The sequence below is a fragment of the Frigoribacterium sp. ME-P-080 genome (assembly GCF_030209595.1).
Lineage (GTDB): Bacteria > Actinomycetota > Actinomycetes > Actinomycetales > Microbacteriaceae > Frigoribacterium.
On the sequence record NZ_JARVRR010000003.1, the window covers coordinates 147,396 to 162,649 of the forward strand.

14 protein-coding genes, 1 tRNA gene and 1 pseudogene are annotated in these 15,254 nt (G+C 70.5%); 7 read left to right on the forward strand and 9 right to left on the reverse strand.

Annotation, left to right across the window (positions count from 1 at the left end; all coding sequences use genetic code 11):
• Window positions 1-16 precede the first annotated feature (16 nt).
• Complete coding sequence (locus QRN23_RS05895) at window positions 17-1,057, forward strand: magnesium transporter CorA family protein (RefSeq protein WP_285062863.1); 1,041 nt, start codon at window positions 17-19, stop codon at window positions 1,055-1,057.
• Between the two features lie 83 nt (window positions 1,058-1,140).
• Window positions 1,141-1,869, forward strand: a pseudogene (locus tag QRN23_RS05900) (sugar phosphate isomerase/epimerase family protein); the annotation flags it as partial.
• 71 nt (window positions 1,870-1,940) lie between these two features.
• On the opposite strand, the gene QRN23_RS05905 reads toward QRN23_RS05900, so the two are convergent.
• Entirely contained in the window at window positions 1,941-3,095 is a 1,155-nt protein-coding gene (locus tag QRN23_RS05905) for an SLC13 family permease (protein WP_285062864.1), read from the reverse strand.
• 122 nt (window positions 3,096-3,217) lie between these two features.
• Between QRN23_RS05905 and QRN23_RS05910 the strand changes: the two genes are divergently transcribed.
• The gene (locus QRN23_RS05910) at window positions 3,218-3,397 is read left to right on the forward strand and encodes a hypothetical protein (RefSeq protein ID WP_285062866.1); all 180 of its coding nucleotides are present in this window, start codon (window positions 3,218-3,220) and stop codon (window positions 3,395-3,397) included.
• 69 nt (window positions 3,398-3,466) lie between these two features.
• Here QRN23_RS05910 and QRN23_RS05915 read toward each other — a convergent pair whose 3' ends face one another.
• Window positions 3,467-4,759, reverse strand: coding sequence for a mechanosensitive ion channel family protein (locus tag QRN23_RS05915; protein WP_082460288.1), 1,293 nt, complete (start codon window positions 4,757-4,759; stop codon window positions 3,467-3,469).
• A gap of 61 nt (window positions 4,760-4,820) precedes the next feature.
• Between QRN23_RS05915 and QRN23_RS05920 the strand changes: the two genes are divergently transcribed.
• On the forward strand, window positions 4,821-5,636 hold the full coding sequence (locus QRN23_RS05920) for an alpha/beta hydrolase (RefSeq protein ID WP_285062868.1): 816 nt from the start codon (window positions 4,821-4,823) through the stop codon (window positions 5,634-5,636).
• 62 nt (window positions 5,637-5,698) lie between these two features.
• On the opposite strand, the gene QRN23_RS05925 is transcribed toward QRN23_RS05920, so the two are convergent.
• From QRN23_RS05925 to QRN23_RS05940, 4 genes are all read right to left on the reverse strand, one after another.
• On the reverse strand, window positions 5,699-5,938 hold the full coding sequence (locus tag QRN23_RS05925; RefSeq protein ID WP_148053626.1) for a hypothetical protein: 240 nt from the start codon (window positions 5,936-5,938) through the stop codon (window positions 5,699-5,701).
• A 250-nt stretch (window positions 5,939-6,188) separates the two neighbouring features.
• On the reverse strand, window positions 6,189-7,103 hold the full coding sequence (locus tag QRN23_RS05930; RefSeq protein WP_277959963.1) for a glycine betaine ABC transporter substrate-binding protein: 915 nt from the start codon (window positions 7,101-7,103) through the stop codon (window positions 6,189-6,191).
• A 75-nt stretch (window positions 7,104-7,178) separates the two neighbouring features.
• Window positions 7,179-8,135, reverse strand: a complete 957-nt coding sequence (locus QRN23_RS05935; RefSeq protein WP_285062871.1) for an ABC transporter permease — start codon at window positions 8,133-8,135, stop codon at window positions 7,179-7,181.
• Window positions 8,132-9,403: a quaternary amine ABC transporter ATP-binding protein gene (locus tag QRN23_RS05940; protein WP_200412242.1), complete on the reverse strand. Its 1,272-nt coding sequence runs from the start codon at window positions 9,401-9,403 to the stop codon at window positions 8,132-8,134. The genes QRN23_RS05935 and QRN23_RS05940 overlap by 4 nt, the downstream gene beginning before the upstream one ends.
• 490 nt (window positions 9,404-9,893) lie before the next feature.
• Between QRN23_RS05940 and QRN23_RS05945 the strand changes: the two genes are divergently transcribed.
• The gene (locus QRN23_RS05945) at window positions 9,894-11,432 is read left to right on the forward strand and encodes an amino acid permease (RefSeq protein ID WP_056046266.1); all 1,539 of its coding nucleotides are present in this window, start codon (window positions 9,894-9,896) and stop codon (window positions 11,430-11,432) included.
• A 430-nt stretch (window positions 11,433-11,862) separates the two neighbouring features.
• On the opposite strand, the gene QRN23_RS05950 is transcribed toward QRN23_RS05945, so the two are convergent.
• Window positions 11,863-11,935 (reverse strand) — tRNA-Lys (locus QRN23_RS05950).
• Window positions 11,936-12,032: 97 nt separating this feature from the next.
• On the opposite strand from QRN23_RS05950, the gene bcp reads away from it, so the two are divergent.
• Window positions 12,033-12,503 (forward strand): thioredoxin-dependent thiol peroxidase, encoded by a 471-nt coding sequence (gene bcp / locus QRN23_RS05955; protein ID WP_123570409.1) that lies wholly within the window; start codon window positions 12,033-12,035, stop codon window positions 12,501-12,503.
• Window positions 12,504-12,602: 99 nt separating this feature from the next.
• On the opposite strand, the gene QRN23_RS05960 is transcribed toward bcp, so the two are convergent.
• Window positions 12,603-13,058: a hypothetical protein gene (locus tag QRN23_RS05960; RefSeq protein WP_056046270.1), complete on the reverse strand. Its 456-nt coding sequence runs from the start codon at window positions 13,056-13,058 to the stop codon at window positions 12,603-12,605.
• Between the two features lie 168 nt (window positions 13,059-13,226).
• Between QRN23_RS05960 and QRN23_RS05965 the strand changes: the two genes are divergently transcribed.
• A complete protein-coding gene (locus QRN23_RS05965) occupies window positions 13,227-13,475 on the forward strand; it encodes a WhiB family transcriptional regulator (RefSeq protein WP_043594001.1) in 249 nt (82 codons plus the stop codon).
• Window positions 13,476-13,602: 127 nt separating this feature from the next.
• Here QRN23_RS05965 and QRN23_RS05970 read toward each other — a convergent pair whose 3' ends face one another.
• On the reverse strand, window positions 13,603-15,096 hold the full coding sequence (locus tag QRN23_RS05970) for a sensor histidine kinase (protein WP_056046272.1): 1,494 nt from the start codon (window positions 15,094-15,096) through the stop codon (window positions 13,603-13,605).
• Window positions 15,097-15,254: the final 158 nt, after the last annotated feature.

A 15,254-nucleotide genomic window follows, 5' to 3' on the forward strand; every position in this document is an offset into this window, starting at 1 on the left:
GAATAGCATGCGCCCCATGACCGACACCCGTCCCCCGCGCACCGAGGGGCCTCATGGCCCCACCGACGACGGCGCCCGTCCCGACACGACCATCGTCACGCGCGCCTACCGAGGGGGCCAGCTGATCGCCCACGACTTCCCGCTGCACGAGGTGAGCGACCACCTCGAGACGGACGGCTGCCACGTGTGGATCGACCTCACCGACCCGACCGCCGGCGACCTCGCCTCGCTCGAGGACGAACTCGGACTGCACGAGCTCGCCGTCGAGGACGCGCTCCAGGACGGACAGCGGCCCAAGGTCGACCGCTACGACAACCATCTGTTCACCGCTCTCTACGACGTGCGGTTCGACCGGGCCAGCGGCGTGCTCGACACGAGCGAGGTGAAGGCGTTCATCACGGAGCGCGCCCTCGTGACGATCCACCATCCGGAGTTCGACGTCACCCGGCTGCAGGCGACCTTCGACCAGAACCGCGACCTGGCGTCGCACGGCGTCTCGTACTTCCTCTGGGGTCTGCTCGACTGCGTCGTGGACCGGCACTTCGACGCCACGGACGCGCTGGACGACGAGATCGAGGGCATCGCCGACGACCTCTTCGACCCCGCGCCCCGGACCCTCGACGTGCAGAAGCGCTCGTTCGCCCTGCGGAAGAGCCTCGTCCAGCTGCGCCGGGTCGCGTCGCCGATGCGCGAGGTGCTGAACACGCTGCTGCGCCGCGACCTGAAGGAGGTCGACTCCGCCATGCACCCGTACTTCCAGGACGTCTACGACCACGTGCTGCGCGTGGCCGAGCAGAACGACTCCCTGCGCGACCTCGTCTCGACCATCCTCGACACGAACCTCAACCTGCAGTCCAACCGCATGAACCTCATCATGAAGAAGGTGACGAGCTGGGCGGCCATCATCGCGGTGCCCACGGCGATCACCGGGTTCTACGGGCAGAACGTGCCGTATCCGGGGTTCCAGTCCGCCGCCGGCTTCGTCACCTCGTGCGTGCTGATCGTGGCGATCGGCGGCCTGCTCTGGTGGCAGTTCAAGCGCCGCGACTGGCTGTAGCCCGCCGTTCCCGCACTGTTCACCGCGGGGTCGACGGCGCCGAGACACCCCGGTCGTAGCCTGGCCGCGTGATCACGGTCGGAATGAGCACGTCCTGCGTCTTCCCGCTGTCGACCGACGAGGCCTTCCGGCTCGCGCGGCTCACCGGCTTCGACGGGGTCGAGGTGATGGTGACGGCCGACCGGGCGACCCGACGCCCCGAGCTGCTCCGTGCGGCGACCGCCCGGTGGGGGCTGCCCGTGCTCTCGGTGCACGCCCCCGTCCTGCCCGTCGCGCACTTCGCCTTCGGTCGTGACCAGGTCGACAAGCTGCGGCGCTCGGCCGGACTGGCCCGCGAGCTGGGCGCCACGACCGTCGTCGTCCATCCGCCGTTCGTCTGGCAGCGGTCCTACGCGGCGCGGTTCGTCGACGTCGTCCTCGAGATCGCGACCGAGACGGGCGTCACCCTCGCCGTCGAGAACATGTTCCCCGTGAGGTTCGGGCCGGCCGGGTTCGACCCCTACCGCCCGGGACACGACCCCTCGTCCCTCGACGTGGAGGCGGCCACCCTCGACTTCTCGCACGCCGCCGTCGCCGGGCGCGACGCGCTCGACCTCGCCCTGGCGCTCGGGCCGAGGTTGCGCCACGTCCACCTGACCGACGGCGTCGTCTCGTCCCGCCCCGGCGGGCTGCACGACCAGCACCGGGTGCCGGGTCTCGGCACGCAGCCGGTCGCCGAGGTGCTCACCCACCTGGCCCGGTCGGGGTGGGCCGGCACCGTCGCCGCCGAGGTGCACACCGAAGGGGAACAGGAGGCGCGGCTCGGCCAGCTGAGGCGGACCCTCGCCTTCGCGCGCCGTCACCTCGCGACCGCGCCCGCGTCGGGCCCGAGCGCCCGGGACCCTCAGACGAACAGCACCGTCGCGACGACCGCGAGCGGCACGGCGACCGCCGCCACCCCGAGGCCGGCGAGCACGAACCGCCCCCACGCGACCTCGACGCCCATCGACGACAAGCGCGAGTGCCAGAGCAGCGTGGCGAGCGAGGCCCACGGCGTCACGAGACAGCCGATGTTGACCCCGACGAGCACGGCGACGAGCCGCAGCGGCGACCCGGCCACCGGCTCGAGGGCGAGGTAGGCCGGGAGGTTGTTGGCCACGTTCGCGGCCACCGCGCTGCCGCCCGCCAGTCGCAGCAGGTCGGGCAGTCGGTCGCCGGTGCCCACGACGGCTCCGAGCAGGTCGGCCAGGCCGAGCGAGTGAGCGGCCTCGACGACGAGGAACAGCCCGCCGGCGAAGAGCAGCGTGCCCCACGGCACCAGTCCGAGTCGGAGGACGCCGCGGCGGCGGACGGCCGTGGTGACGACGAGCACGAGCGCCGCGACGGCGGCGGGGATCCATACCTCGACGCCCGAGACCAGGGCCGGCACGAGCAGCCCCGTCGCGACCGCGGCGACGCCGAAGAGCACGCGGTCGGCCACGGGCTCGGACGCCGGCGCCTCGAACCGGCCGACCAGCTGACGGCGGTAGCGCAGTCCGATGGCCACGACGGGGACGACGACGCCCACCACGGCGGCGGGTGCGACCAAGGCGGCGAACTGCACGGGGGCCGGTGATCCGAGCTCGTGCAGCGCGAGCAGGTTGGTGAGGTTCGAGACCGGCAACAGCATCGAGGCGCAGTTCGCGAGCCACACCGTCGTCAGCGCGAACGGCATCGGCGGCAGGCCGGCGTGCCGGGCCACGATCACGACCACCGGCGTGAGCAGCACCGCCGTCGTGTCGAGCGAGAGGAACACCGTGCAGAGCACCGCGAGCGCCACGACCAGGAGCCACAGCACGAGCACCCGCCCTCCGGCCAGCCGGGCCGAGGCGGACGCCAGCCACGAGAAGAGTCCGGCCTCCGCCGCGAGCTCCGCGACGATCGTCAGGCCGACGACGAAGCCGAGGACGGGCGCGACCCGTTCGACGAGCGCGAGCAGTTCGTCACCGGTCAGGACGCCGGTGAACACGGCCACGAGGCCGAGCAACACGAACACGCCTCCGAGCAGGGCAGTGCGCACGGCATTCTCCTTCGACCGCAGGACGCACCGGCACGGGACGCCGGGCAGCTCAACCTACCCCCACCCGGACTCGTGCCACGTCACGCGGTACCGTGGTCGAAACGACCCCTGGGAGCCCCACCGTGCGCAAATTCCTCTTCAACGGCGCGATCATCAGCGCGATCTTCTCCGGCATCAGCCTCCTCAAGAGCCTGAGCGCCGGCCCTCGTGACTGGCGCCTCGCCCTCATGGCGATCAGCTGGGCGGCGTCGACCGCGATCGCCGTGGGCAACGCCATCGAGGCCGCGAACGACGACGACTGACGTCCGCCGAGACACCGAGGAGGCGCGTCCCGCTCTGGCGGGGCGCGCCTCCTCGTCCGTGTGGTCGCGTCAGCGACGCCCGTCGACGCCGGGCGTCGGCCCGGCCGGGTCGCCGTCGGGACGGCCGGTCGGCAGGCCACCGGGTCGTCCCGCGACGTGCGGGTCGTGTTCCGCCTCGGCGCCGAGCGAGGCCTGGTACTCGGCGACGTCGTGGATCGGGATGGCCGCCGTGAAGAGCGCCGTGCGTTCGGAGTCGGCGTTGTCGCCGCTGAACAGGGCGGAGGCCTCCGACGTCGACCGGTGGGCCCGTCCCTTCGGCGCCGGTTCGGCCTCGACCATCTGCACCCGCGTCCGCGGGATCGACTGCGGGCTCTTCGCGTGCAGCCAGGCGATCAGGTCCTCGCGGACGAGGCAGCGCAGGTCGAACAGGGTCGGTGCGTCCTTGGCCGTGACGAGCACCCTCACCCGCACGTAGCCGGCCTGGGCGTCGGTGACCTGGAGCACCTTGGTGCGTCCGTCCCAGAGGTCCGTCCCCGCGAGGATCACGTCGAGCTCCTTCCGCATGGCCCCCGGATCGACCCGCCAGTCCAGGTCGAACTCGACCGCTCCGAGCAGCTCGCTGTTGCGCCGCGTCCAGTTCTCGAACGGGGTGGTCGTGAAGTAGGTCGACGGCAGCACGAGACGCCGGTCGTCCCAGACGTGGACGACGACGTACGACAGGGTGATCTCCTCGATCAGGCCCCATTGCCCCTCGACCACGACGACGTCGTCGATGCGGATGGCGTCGCTGAAGGCCAATTGGATGCCCGCGAAGACGTTCGCCAGGGTCGACTGCGCCGCGAGGCCCGCGACGACCGAGACCAGCCCCGCACTCGCGAGGACGCTCGCACCGACCGCCTCGACCCCCGGGAACCCGAGCAGCACGGTGCCCGCGGCCAGGATCACGATCAGGGCCACGGTCAGCCGTCGGAGGATGAGCACCTGGGTGCGGACCCGACGCGCCACCCGGTTGTCGGGGGTGTCGACCCGGTAGCGCGACAGGCCGAGGTCCTCGAAGAAGATCGCGAGGGCACCCACGAACCAGGCGACGACGACGATGACGGCGCAGCGGAAGGCCTGTGACACCCACCCCTCCCCCGGGTAGTCGGCGGGGAGCAGGGCGTCGAACGACGTGGTCAGCGCGACGACGAGCAGCACGACGAGCAGCGTGGCGCGGAAGGGGCGGCGCATGCGCGTCACGAAGGCCTGCGCCCACTCCTTGCGCTTGGCGACCACGCCGACGACCAGGCCGACGACGGCCGAGATGACGAAGGTGAGGACGACGGCGGCGACGAGCGAGATGACGAGTTGTATCCAGGGCATCCCCCGAGCCTGTCGCATGACGCACGGCTCCGTCCCGGCTGGCCCCTGGGACGATGGAACGGTGAGACGATCCACAGCTTCCCGTCACGAGTCCGCCCCGCCCTCTCCTCCCCGGCGTCACGCCTCCCGGCGACGACGCGTGCTCAAGGGCGTGGCCCTCGGACTGTTCGCCGTGGTCGTGCTCGCCGCCACGGGGTTCTTCGTCTGGGCCAAGACGCCGATGTCGGCGACGGCGTCCTCGCTCGCCTCGGTGTCCGCCGACGAACGGGTCGAGGTGACGAGCAGACCCGACACGGTCGTGATGCGACCGACCGAGACGGCCGCCACCGGCCAGGGTCTCGTGTTCGTCGCCGGTGCCCGGGTCGACCCGCAGGCCTACGAACAGACCTTCGCGGGCCTCGTCGCCACCGGCGTCACCGTCGTCGTCGAACGACCCACGCTCGGGTTCGGCATCCTCGACCCCCGCCCGCTGTCGACCTTCACCGACCTCGCCCCCGAGGTCGACGCGTGGGCGGTCGGCGGTCACTCGCTCGGCGGGGTGCGTGCCTGTCAGTACGCCGCCGACGACAGGTCGGTGGACGCCCTGGTGCTCCTCGGCTCGTACTGCGCGACGACCGACCTCTCGGACGACGACGAGCTCGCCGTCCTCAGCCTCGGTGGTTCTGAGGACGGCCTCAGCACCCCCGCGAAGATCGCGTCCTACCGCGACATGCTGCCGGGCAGCGCGTCGGTGGTCGAGATCGACGGGTCGAACCACGCACAGTTCGGCAGCTACGGCGAGCAGTCCGGAGACGGTTCGGCCACGATCTCGGACGAGGAGGCGCGCGAGCGCATCACGCGTCAGCTCACGTCGTTCTTCGCGGGCGTCGGCGTCTAGCCCCCGAGCGCCCGTTGCGCCCTATCGGTGGCGCCGCACGGACGGGCGGGCCCGGCGGCGGTTCAGATCGAACGCTTGCGCTGCCGCAGGGCCTCGAGGGCGAGCCCCTCGGAGGGGTACCGCCCGACGACCTCGCCCCAGCGGGGGTCGGCGCCGCGCAGCGCGACGAAGGCGCCCTGCTCGGCTCGGACGTGGCCGAGCACGCGGTCCGGGGTCGACACCTGGACGAGGTCGGACGAGACGGTGCGCGTGATGACGCGGGCCATTCTCCTCAGGACGTCGGTCGGTGCGGTGGTGCTCACGGGTGGTGCCTCTCGTGGTGCTCGTGCGGGTGGTGCGACGACGTCTCGGTGACGTCCGTCGACGACGCTACCCGCGCCTCCCGGGGTGTGACCTCGGGGTTCGCTGTGCGTCGGGTGTCGTCCGGCTGTGGTTTCACCCGGCTCCGTCACCCACCCACCGGGCCCCGCCCCGGCACCCCGCCGGGCGCCCGGTACGACGACGCCCCGGGCGAGCGGGGCTCGGCCGGGGCGACGTCCTAGGCGGATCGGATCAGCTGGTGAGGCCGTCGACGTAGTCCTGGTTCTCGGAGATCCACTTCTCGACGACGGGGGCGTAGTCGTCGCCGTCGACCTCGTCACCGTTGAACATGGCGTTCTCGAGCGAGGACAGGGTCTCGGTGTCCATCTCGAAGCCCTGCAGCCACTCGGTCAGCTGCGGGAAGTCCGCCGTGAAGCTCTTGCCGCCGAACGAGTGGATGCCCTCGGCGTCGCCCAGGGTGCCCTCGGGGTCGGCGAGGTCCTTGATGGGGAACGCGTCGTAGGCCCAGTGCGGGCTCCACAGCGTCACCGCGATGTTCTCGCCCGCGTCGGTCGCGCTCTTGAGCTCGGTCAGCATGGCGGCGGTCGACGAGGTCTGCAACTGCAGGTCGCTCAGGCCGTAGGTGGGGATGGTCTCGTCCTGGACGGCGGCCGTGAGGCCTGCACCCGGCTCGATGCCGACGATCTTGCCGCCGAACAGGTCCGCGTTGGCCGCCAGCTCGTCGAGCGAGTCGATCGGGGCGTCCTCGTTCACGGCGACCGCGAGCTTGGCGCCGTCGTTCCAGGCGCCGAGATCGGTCAGGTCGTCGCCGTACTGCTCGATGTACGAGGCGTGGGTGGTCGGCAGCCAGGTGTCGAGCACGACGTCGTAGTCGTCGGTGGTGAGCCCGCTGTAGACGGGGGCCACGTCGGCCGGCTCGAGGTTGACCGTGTAGCCCTCGTCCTCGAGGACGGTCTTCCACAGCCACGAGGCCGCGATGCCTTCGTCCCAGCCGTTGAACACGGCGAGGTCGACGACGGCCTGGTCGCCGTTGTCGAGGGTCTCGCCCTCGGCCGACGAGCTGCTGCCGGGAGGCGAGCAGGCGGCCAGTCCGAGGACGGCGGTGGTGCCGAGGGCGATCGATGCGGCGATGGTGCGCTTCTTCATGTGTTCCTTTCGGGTGGTGCAGGAGGCGCGGGTCGGGTGGGTACGTGCTGCTCCCGTCCCGCAGGTGGTCGGGGTCTAGGCCGAGGCCGTCGCGGGTTCGCCGCGGTCGGCCGGGGGCAGGGGCTGCTCGGCCTCGGCGCGGTCGGGAGCCGGGGTCGGCGGGACGGACCGGCGGTTCTGCGCCCGGGCCAGCCGTCGGGCGTGACGGTCGGACCCGAGGGCCGCCGTCATGCGGTCGAGGACGATCGCCAGGATGACGACCGAGATGCCGGCCTCGGCACCCAGCCCGACGTCGATGCGGTTGAGGCTCGCGACGATGTCGCCGCCCAGTCCCCCCGCGCCGACCATGCCGGCGATGACGACCATCGAGAGCGAGAGCATGATCACCTGGTTGACCCCGGCCATGATGCTGGGCTTCGCGAGGGGCAGCTGGATCTGACGCAGGATGCGCCACGGTGACGAGCCGAACGCCTGGCCGGCCTCGACCACCTCCTTGTCGACGCCGCGGATGCCGAGCTCGGTCAGGCGGACGCCGGGGGCCATGGCGAAGACGATGGTGGCGACGATGCCGGGCACGACGCCGACGCGGAACAGCAGCAGGGCGGGGATGAGGTAGACGAACGCGGGCGTCGTCTGCATGAAGTCCAGCACGGGCCGGATGATCTGCGACGCGACGCTCGACTTCGCCGCGAGCACGCCCAGAGGGATGCTCAGCGCGATGGCGAGCGTGCTGGCGACGAGCACGAGGGCGAGGCTCGACATCGCGTTGTCCCACTGGTTGACCGTTCCGATGAACAGCAGGCCGACGGCCGTGCCGAGCGAGAACTTCCAGCCCTTCGCGACGAAGGCGAGGGCGGCGATCACGATCACGACCGCCCAGAAGGGAGGTGCGCCGAGGAAGTACGCGACCCACTCGTAGAAGAACGTGAAGACCAGGCGGACGACGTCGAAGAAGCCGCCCAGGTGGGTGGTGATCCAGTCGACGACGTCCGAGACCCAGGAGCCGAAGGGGATGCGGAGGTACTCGTTCATCGGGTGGCTCCTTCGAGGGTGGCGTCGAGCTCGACGTCCGAGATGCGGGTGACGGGCTCGAGCACGGGGATGGGCGAGGTGGTCGTGTCGACGTTGCCGAGCGCCGCGAGCAGGGTCACGCGGGGGATGACGCCGAGCAGGCGGTCGGCGTCGTCCACGACGGCGATCGGCAGCGGACTCTCGACCGCCAACTCGAAGAGGTCGACCAGCGCGGCCTCGGGCCCGACCTTCGAGAACTCCGCGTTGACGATGGCGGCGAGGTCGGTGTCGTTCGCCTTGACCTGGCGCATGACGTGCCGGTCGCGCACCCAGCCGAGGAGCTTGCGGTCACGGCCGGTGACGAACAGGGCGGCGGTCTGGAGGTCGCGCAGGGAACGCAGGGCGCCCCGGGGGCCGACCGTGAGCGGGACGACCGCCCGGGCGGGCTCCATGACGCTGGCCGCCGTGAGGACCCGCGCCCGGTCGACGTCCTGCACGAACTGGGCGACGTAGTCGTTGGCGGGGTCGGTGAGGATGTCCTCGGGCGTGCCGATCTGGACGATGCGGCCGTCGCGCATGACGGCGATGCGGTCCCCGAGGAACATCGCCTCGTTCAGGTCGTGGGTGATGAAGACGATCGTCTTGCCGAGCTTCGCCTGCAGCTCGACGAGCTGCTCCTGCATCTCGCGGCGGATCAGCGGGTCGAGGGCCGAGAACGCCTCGTCCATCAGCAGGATGTCGGTCTCGGCGGCGAGGGCGCGGGCGAGGCCGACGCGCTGCTGCATGCCGCCCGAGAGCTGGCTCGGCAGCTCGTCCTCCCAACCCGCGAGTCCGACGATCTCGGTGACCTCCCGAGCCTTCGCCAGACGAGCCGCCTTCGCGACCCCCTGCACCTCGAGGCCGTAGGCGACGTTGTCGATGACGGTGCGGTGCGGCAGCAGCGCGAAGTGCTGGAACACCATCGACACGTTCTGCCGACGCACCTCGCGGAGCCGCTTGGCCGGGACGTCCGAGATCGCGGAGCCCGCGACCTCGACCGAGCCGGACGTGGGCTCGAGCAGGCCGTTCAGCATGCGGATGAGGGTCGACTTTCCCGAGCCGGAGAGCCCCATCACGACGAAGATCTCGCCGGGCCGGACGTCGAACGAGGCGTCGATGACGGCAGCGGTGCCGAGGCCCGCGGCCTCGGAGCGGGAGGCGCCGGCCTCGAGTCGGGCGACGGCGTCCTTGGGTCGGCGGCCGAACACCTTGTACAGGTTCCGGGCACGCACGGCAGGCGTAGTGGTCACAGGTGTCTCCAGGCGCGCCGAGGGGGCACCGGCCGCTCGGGCCGGTTCGCCGTCGGCGGCGATCGGGTCGGGCGAACGGGTCGACGACGCGTGCGGACCGTGTCGGCTCAAGCCCACCGTGGAACCACGGGGCGAACCTGTCCTCCGCCGGGTCGGTCATGGGACCGGACCCTCGCGCCACCAGACCGTACGACGACCGGAACCCGAACTGATCGGACCATCGGTCGGCGCGTCCTGATGATGACGGGCCCGGTCTCCCGGGCCTCCACGACCGTAGCCGACATCCGTCGTCCATCCGAATTGCGAACCGGCCCGACGGCGCCGCGGGTGTACCCCGGACACCCTGTGTCCCGGCGTGTCGCCCATGCCTGCGGGCCTGGTGATCGTCACCCATTCGTTACCCGCATGTGAATCGGCACCGCGCCTCCTGGGGGTTCGCCCGTCTCGCGGCGGTGATGCGGGCGAAACCGATAGGGGCTACGGTCGACCGATGACGAGTCCCACGAACGGGGGCGGCGACGCCTCCACCGAGACGCACCTCCCGCAAGACTTCTCGCACGAGCAAGAGGGTTTCCAGCACGGGCTCAAGCCGCGTCAGCTGCAGATGATCGCCATCGGCGGGGCGATCGGCACGGGGCTCTTCCTCGGCGCCGGCGGTCGACTGGCCTCGGCCGGTCCGGCTCTCGCGATCGTGTTCGCGATCTGTGGCGTCTTCGCGTTCTTCATCCTGCGTGCCCTCGGCGAGCTGGTGCTGCACCGCCCCTCCTCGGGGTCGTTCGTCTCGTACGCCCGCGAGTTCTTCGGTGAGAAGTTCGCCTACGCGGCCGGGTGGATGTACTTCCTGAACTGGGCGATGACGGCCATCGTCGACGTCACCGCGGTCGCCTTGTACCTGCACTACTGGTCGGCGTTCACCGCGGCACCCGACTGGTTGCTGGCCCTGGTGGCCCTCGCCGTGGTGCTCTCGGTCAACCTGCTGGCCGTGAAGGTCTTCGGCGAGATGGAGTTCTGGTTCGCGATCATCAAGGTCGCCGCTCTCGTGGTGTTCCTCGTGGTCGGCGTCGTGTGGCTCGCGGCGGCGTTCCCCGTGACGCACGACGGTGCCGCGGTCGACACCGGCTGGGGCCTCGTGGCGTCGTCGGGCATCCTGCCGAACGGCCTGCTGCCGGCTGTGATCGTGGTGCAGGGCGTCGTCTTCGCCTATGCCGCGATCGAGCTGGTGGGCACGGCGTCGGGCGAGACCCAGAACCCCGAGAAGGTCGTGCCGCGCGCGATCAACACGGTCATCATCCGCATCGCGGTCTTCTACGTCGGGTCGCTGGTGCTGCTCTCGCTGCTGCTGCCGTACACGGCGTACAAGGCGGGCGAGAGCCCGTTCGTCACGTTCTTCGGCAGCATCGGCAGCCCCGAGGTGGGCGACGTCGCGGGGTCGATCATGAACTTCGTGGTCGTGACGGCCGCGCTGTCGAGCCTGAACGCCGGGCTGTACTCGACCGGCCGCGTGTTGCACTCGATGGGCATGAACGGCTCGGCCCCGAAGTTCACGACGAAGATGTCGAAGGGCGGGGTGCCGTTCGGCGGCATCCTGTTGACCGCGAGCATCACCCTGCTGGGCGTCGTGCTGAACGCGATCGTGGGGGCGAACACGGCGTTCGAGATCGTGTTGAACATCGCGTCTCTGGGCATCCTGACGGCGTGGGGCACGATCATCCTCTGCCAGATGCGACTGCGTCAGTGGGCGAAGCAGGGCAAGGCGAAGGAGCCCTCGTTCCGGTTGCCGGGGGCACCGGTCACGAGCTACCTGACGCTGGCCTTCCTGGCCGCGGTCGTCGTCCTGATGGCGATCGACTGGCCGATCGGGTCGTTCACGGTCATGTCGCTCGTCGTGATCATCCCTCTGTTGATGCTCGGGTGGCACCTGCAGCGCGACCGCATCCTGGCTGCCGCCCGCCTCCGTGAGGGCATGACGGGCCCGTACCCCGTGACCGGCCGCGACGCCGCCTCGCAGCTCCCCCGCGACGGCCAGTAACCCCGCCACCCCCTGAGCGCAGGAGGCGCGGGCCGTCCCGCCCGCGCCTCCTGCCGTCTCCCCCCGCTGACGACCCAAGCAACCTCACTCCCCCCGTGACGAGCGAAGCGACGTCACCCCCCGTGACGAGCGAAGCGACGTCACCCTCCGTGGCGAGCGAAGCGACGTCACCCCCGAGCAACGGCGACCTGGCGGGCCCGGCTTGCTCCCCGTCCGTGACGAGCGAAGCGACGTCACCCCCGTGACGAGCGAAGCGATGTCATCCCCCCGTGACGAGCGAAGCGACGTCACCCCCGAGCAACGGCGACCTGGCGGGCCCGGCTGGTTCCCCGTGCGAGGTGGGCCGCGGTCCGCGGAGCGGACCAGACCCATACGACGAAAGAATCCCCCGCTTCTGCGACTGCAGAACACGGGGGACCCAATCCTTCCGTGCACCCCCTCGGACTTGAACCGAGAACCCACTGATTAAGAGTCAGTTGCTCTGCCAATTGAGCTAGAGGTGCGTGCTGCGATCTCTCGCAACGACGGTCAACACTAGCATGAGATCCGACCCACTCAGAACCACCGGCGCCGTCCGCGGCGCCCGCAGATCGGAGCACCATGTCCACGAAGCTCGAGAAGGGCGCTGCGGCGCCGACGTTCACCCTCGACGACGAGAACGGTTCGCCCGTCTCGCTGGCGGATTACTCGGGGCAGAAGGTCATCGTGTACTTCTACCCGGCGGCGTCGACGCCGGGCTGCACGACGGAGGCGTGTGACTTCCGCGACAACATCAACTCGCTGAAGTCGTCGGGATACCAGGTGCTGGGCGTCTCGAAGGACGAGCCGGCCGCCCTGCAGGAGTTCAAGGACGAGCAGGGGCTGAACTTCCCGCTGCTCAGCGACCCCGAGCTGACGGTGCACCAGGCGTACGGCGCCTACGGCGAGAAGAACAACTACGGGCGCATCGTGACGGGCACGATCCGTTCGACGTTCGTGGTCGACGAGCAGGGCGCCGTCGAGCTGCCGCTCTACAACGTGAAGGCGACGGGGCACGTGGCGTCGCTCCGCAAGAAGCTCGGCCTCGACTGACCCCTTCGGCGACGAGGAGCGCAGGAGGCACGGCGCCGGTCTCGAGGACCGGTACCGCGCCTCCTGCGTGTCGCCTCGCGACGGCGGCGGGCGGGTCGGTCAGTAGACGTGGGGGTCCGAGTCGCGGGCCGAGGTGGCCGCGACGACCGACGGCACGAGCAGCAGGACCACGACGGCGACGGCCGGCACGAGGAGCGCGAGGCCGATGGTCGGGTTGGCGAAGACACCCTGCAGGCTGCCGATGCCCACCGCGAACTGCAGCACCTGCCACACGATCGCCGCTCCCCTGATCCAGGCCCGGCCGCGCAGGGCGCCGATCACGATGGACCCGAGCCAGGCGGTCGCCAGCAGGGTCAGGACGAAGATCGCGACGGCCGACGGGTACGAGTCGGGACGGGCGACGAGCAGCTCGACGAGCAGGAACGCCGCCGTGGCGGCGACCAGCAGGAACTCGGCGGAGAGCAGCACGATCACGACCCAGAGCAGCGCGGGTCGACGGGTCTCGGCAGACCGACCGGTCTCGTCTCGGGCGCCGTCCGGGCCTGCTGTGGTCACGTGTGAGCCTCCGAAAAATCCTTGATTTGGCCGTACCAGTATGCGACCATATTCGAGGTCGAAGTGACGCGCACATTGCGGTGCGCGCCTCCCGAATTCTTCTCTTTCCCCATCCCGAACCAGGCGCTTCGACGTGCCTGGTTCTGCACTTTTAAGGAGTACCCATCGATGGATTGGCGCGACAAAGCCGCTTGCCTGCAGGCTGACCCGGAGCTCTTCTTCCCCGTCGGCAACACGGGTCCCGCCGTCGACCAGATCGACAAGGCCAAGGCCGTGTGCGGCCGCTGCACCGTGACCGAGACCTGCCTGCAGTACGCGCTCGAGACCTCGCAGGACTCCGGCGTCTGGGGCGGCCTGAGCGAAGACGAGCGTCGCGCGCTCAAGCGCCGCGCGGCCCGCGCCCGCCGCGCCAGCTGATCGACCGTCGACCGCCCGCTGCGGTCGACCTCCGGCCCTCGGGGCCGATGACGAAGCCCGGCACCTGATCGCAGGTGCCGGGCTTCGTCGCGTCCGGGGCGGGGTCGTCGCCGGCCTCCGTCGTGGCTCAGGGCTGGGTGAGCCAGCGGAACGGGATCTCGATGGTGACCTCGGTGCCGTTGCCGACGAGGGTGTGCCAGTCGATGGTGCCACCGAGTTCGCCCTGGATCAGCGTGCGGACGATCTGGGTGCCGAGCCCCGAGCCGACCTTGCCCTCGGGCAGCCCGACCCCGTTGTCGCGCACCTTGACCGTCAACTCTTCGGCCCGACGGTCGGCGACGATCTCGACCTCGCCGTCGCGACCGTCGAGGCCGTGCTCGACGGCGTTCGTCACGAGTTCGGTCAGGGCGAGGGCCAGGGGCGTCGCGTACTCGCTCGGCAGGGCACCGAAACTGCCCGTCATGGTGGGGCGGACCGTCGTGTTGTGACTCGACGCGACCTCGGCGATCAGCATGAGGACCCGGTCGAAGACGGTGTCGAAGTCGACGTTCTGGCTGAGCCCCTCGGACAGCGTGTCGTGCACGACGGCGATCGACTGCACTCGGCGCATGGCCTGCGTCAGTGCCTCACGGGCGACGTCGGTGTGGGTGCGACGTGCCTGGATGCGCAGCAGCGAGGCGACCGTCTGCAGGTTGTTCTTGACCCGGTGGTGGATCTCGCGGATCGTGGCGTCCTTGGTGATCAGCTCGCGCTCTTGGTGACGCAGCTCGGTCACGTCGCGACAGAGGACGATCGCCCCGACGCGCTCACCGCGGTCACGCAGCGGGATCGCGCGCAACGACACCGTGACCCCTCGCGCCTCGATGTCGGTGCGCCAGGGCGCCCGGCCCGTGACGACCAACGGCAGGGACTCGTCGATCACGAGCTTGCCCGCGAGCAGGCCGGTAGTGACCTCGGCCAGCGACTCGCCTTCGAGTTCGCCGGCGAACCCCATGCGGTTGAAGGCCGACAGGCCGTTGGGGCTGGCGAACGTGACCATGCCGTCGACGTCGAGGCGCAGCAGCCCGTCGGAGGCGCGGGGTGCGCCCCGTCGCGGACCCGTCGGCGCCCCCAGGTCGGGGAAGTCGCCGGCGGCGATCATGGCGAAGAGGTCGTTGGAGCACTGGTTGAAGGTCAGTTCTTGACGGCTCGGGGTGCGCGCCTCGCTGAGGTTCGTGTGCCTCGTGATGATCGCGATCGGTGCGTCGGTGACGTCGGGCCGGCTGGCCCCCAGGCGGCGGAGCACGGGCACGGCCCGGACGCGCGTGGGCGTCTCTTCGTACCAGTCGGGTGCGGCCGAGTCGACGATGCGGGTCGTCGTGAACGCCTGCTCGATCTGCTCGCGCCACTCGGGCCGCACCTCTTGTCCGACGAAGTCGCGGTAGAAGAGCGTGGCCGAACTCGAGGGCCGGGCGTGGGCGACGGCGACGAAGCCGTCGGCCTTCGTGGGGACCCAGAGGACGATGTCCGCGAAGGCGAGGTCGGCGAGCAGCTGCCAGTCCCCCACCAGCAGGTGCAACCACTCGACGTCCACCTCGCTCGAGAGGCCCTGGGCGAGAACGAGATCACTGAGCGTCGACACCCGCCCAGTCTAGGTCGACGGTCCGTCCGGCGACGTCGGCCACTCCCCGGCGGGAGGACCCGACCACCGCTTCTCCACAGACCGTCGAGTCGGTCTGGTTTTGCAATCTCACATGTCATATCTTCTAGTCATGCCCGGACGCACGTGAACAGGAAGAC